Source organism: Halomonas sp. 3D7M (assembly GCF_014897885.1).
Classification (GTDB): Bacteria; Pseudomonadota; Gammaproteobacteria; order Pseudomonadales; family Halomonadaceae; genus Vreelandella.
In genome coordinates this window covers 1-2455 of record NZ_JABUZF010000069.1, presented here as the reverse complement: position 1 = coordinate 2455, position 2455 = coordinate 1, and the positions used below count along the sequence as shown (strand labels likewise).

Here is a 2455-nt window from a genome sequence, read left to right as displayed (position 1 = left end):
AACAGTAACGTTTAAATCGGCGGCTGTTTTAACAAGCCGTATAAGAGGCAACACACATGCCGCAGCGCGACCCTTTAAGGGAGCAGATTATCGCCCAGTACGATGCCATGTCGCCGCAGCTCCAGCAGGCGGCTCGCTACGTGCTGGAACACCCTGATGAGGTGGCACTGGTTTCTATGCGCGAGTTGGCGCGCCATGCGGCGGTGCAACCTGCCACCATGACGCGGCTTGCAAAGTTTCTGGGCAAGCAAGGATACGATGATATTCGCGAGCACTATGTGGCAGCGTTGCGGCGGGGGAACGATGGTTTTGCCGCCAAGGTTCGCCAGCGAAACGAGGGGGCTAGAGCCTCGGCCAACGGCAATATCGCCGCGCATATGCTGCATGGGCTGAGTGCTCAGATTTCTCAGCTCTGTGAGCCTGACTCACTGCAACGGTTGGAAGCCATCGCTAATACGCTGAAATCAGCTAGAAAAGTGTATGTACTAGGGTTGCGTTCATGCCACTCCGTGGCGTGGCATTTCCATTATGTTATGTCACTGTTGGGGGACCGCTCGGTTCACCTGGATGGACCGGCAGGAACCGGCGGCGATGCGCTAATTTGCGCCACGCCCGAAGAGGCCTTGCTGGTTGTCTCCGTCAAACCTTACGCAGTAGCGACACTGGAACTGACGCAGTTGGCAAAAGACAAGGGGCTGACGATTCTGTCGATCACCGATAGTGAAGTATCGCCACTGGTCGGGCTGTCAGAGCAGACGATTTTTTGCCCCACGGAAAGCGACAGCTTTTTCCATACGTTAACGCCCGCCTTAGCCATCTCAGAAGTACTGTGCACCTTATTGGCAGAAGATGATCGATCACAGACACTCGAGGCGCTGCAGCGGGCAGATGAACATTTTTTGAGCCTGAATACCTACGCGAGTGCTATTCCTCGACGGGAGTAACGTCATCGTAAAGCAGCTGTCAGTTACCCCTGTACCCATACCTCCTCGCCCCTAAACGCGACTTTCCAGGTACGCAGCTTGATGTTCTCATCTTCTAAGCATTGGCCATCTTCAAGGCGAAAATGCTGCTTATAGAGTGGCGAGGCAACCACTGGATTGCCTTTAACATCACCGATAATGCCGCGGGCAATGACGTTAGCGTTAGAAAACGGGTCAAAGTGGTCAAGGGCGTAGAGTTCTTTCTCCTGTCCTTGGGAGCGCTGCCTCGGTAAGTAGAAAATGGCCACTTGGGCAGGGCCTTCTGACGTGTTCAACCAAGCAGCGACGCCGGAAAATGCTACTAAGTCAGCTTTAGTGCAGAGCGGCTGCCAGGTGTCGGTGCTTACGGTGTGTTTGAGTGCGGTCGCGGTCATCAGTTACCTCATTAACGTTGTCTGGTTTGCGATTATGTAGTGTTTAAGCAGGGCATTAGTGTTTAAGCGGGACGTAGCTGGCCACGCTCGGAGGTCATAATGATTGACGGGTCGGGACGCGCATCGTTGACGAAGCTACGGAAGCGTTTGAGTTTGCCTGGGTCGCTGATGGCGTTGGCCCATTCGCACTGGTAGCTATCGACAACATGCTGCATTTGCCGCTCCAGCTCGCTATTAATGCCTAAGCTGTCTTCCAGAATCACCTCTTTGAGGTACTCCAGGCCGCCGTCGAGATTTTCGCGCCATACGGAGGTGCGCTGCAGTCGGTCGGCGGTGCGTACATAAAACATCAAGAAGCGGTCAATGGTGCGGTAGAGCTGCTCGTCGTCCAGGTCAGTGGCGAGCAGCTCAGCGTGGCGAGGGCGCATGCCACCGTTGCCGCACACGTAGAGGTTCCAGCCGTTTTCGGTGGCGATAATACCGATATCCTTGCTCTGAGCCTCGGCGCATTCCCGGGTACAGCCTGAAACACCAAACTTAATCTTGTGGGGCGCGCGCAGGCCTTTGTAGCGATTTTCCAGTTTGATGGCCATGCCGACGCTGTCCTGCACACCGTAGCGACACCACGTGCTGCCGACACAGGACTTCACCGTGCGTAGTGATTTGCCATAGGCGTGGCCGGTTTCAAATCCTGCCTCAATGAGCTCGCCCCAGATAGCGGGGAGGTCTTCTAAACGTGCGCCGAACAGATCGATGCGCTGGCCGCCGGTGACTTTGGTGTAAAGCTGGTACTTCTGGGCCACTTGCCCGAGCACGACTAACTTATCGGGAGTGATTTCACCGCCTGCAATGCGCGGCACCACAGAGTAGGTACCGTTTTTCTGCATGTTGGCCATAAAGGTGTCGTTGGTATCCTGCAGAGGAATATGCGCCGCGTCGGTGATCGGCTCATTGAAGCAGGAGGCCAGAATAGACGCCACAGCGGGCTTGCAGATGTCGCAGCCCAGGCAGTGGGTGTCTTGATTGCTGTGTTTTGCGATCAATTCGCTGAAGGTTTTGATGCCTTCTACGCGCACAATATCGTAAAGCTCCTGGCGG

2 protein-coding genes and 1 pseudogene are annotated in these 2455 nt (G+C 55.3%); 1 reads left to right on the top strand and 2 read right to left on the bottom strand.

Annotation, left to right across the window (positions count from 1 at the left end; translation table 11 throughout):
• Positions 1–56: 56 nt before the first annotated feature.
• On the top strand, positions 57–944 hold the full coding sequence (locus INT22_RS02385; RefSeq protein WP_193067588.1) for a MurR/RpiR family transcriptional regulator: 888 nt from the start codon (positions 57–59) through the stop codon (positions 942–944).
• A 23-nt stretch (positions 945–967) separates the two neighbouring features.
• Here INT22_RS02385 and nirD read toward each other — a convergent pair whose 3' ends face one another.
• A complete protein-coding gene (gene nirD, locus INT22_RS02380; RefSeq protein ID WP_193067587.1) occupies positions 968–1357 on the bottom strand; it encodes a nitrite reductase small subunit NirD in 390 nt (129 codons plus the stop codon).
• 62 nt (positions 1358–1419) lie between these two features.
• A pseudogene (locus tag INT22_RS02375) lies at positions 1420–2455 on the bottom strand (nitrite reductase (NAD(P)H)); the annotation flags it as partial.

What these genes read in the sequence shown, in the direction of transcription:
- INT22_RS02385 (WP_193067588.1), top strand. Translation starts at nt 57, where the DNA reads ATGCCGCAGCGCGACCCTTTAAGGGAGCAGATTATCGCCCAGTACGAT.
- nirD (WP_193067587.1), bottom strand. Translation starts at nt 1,357, where the DNA reads ATGACCGCGACCGCACTCAAACACACCGTAAGCACCGACACCTGGCAG.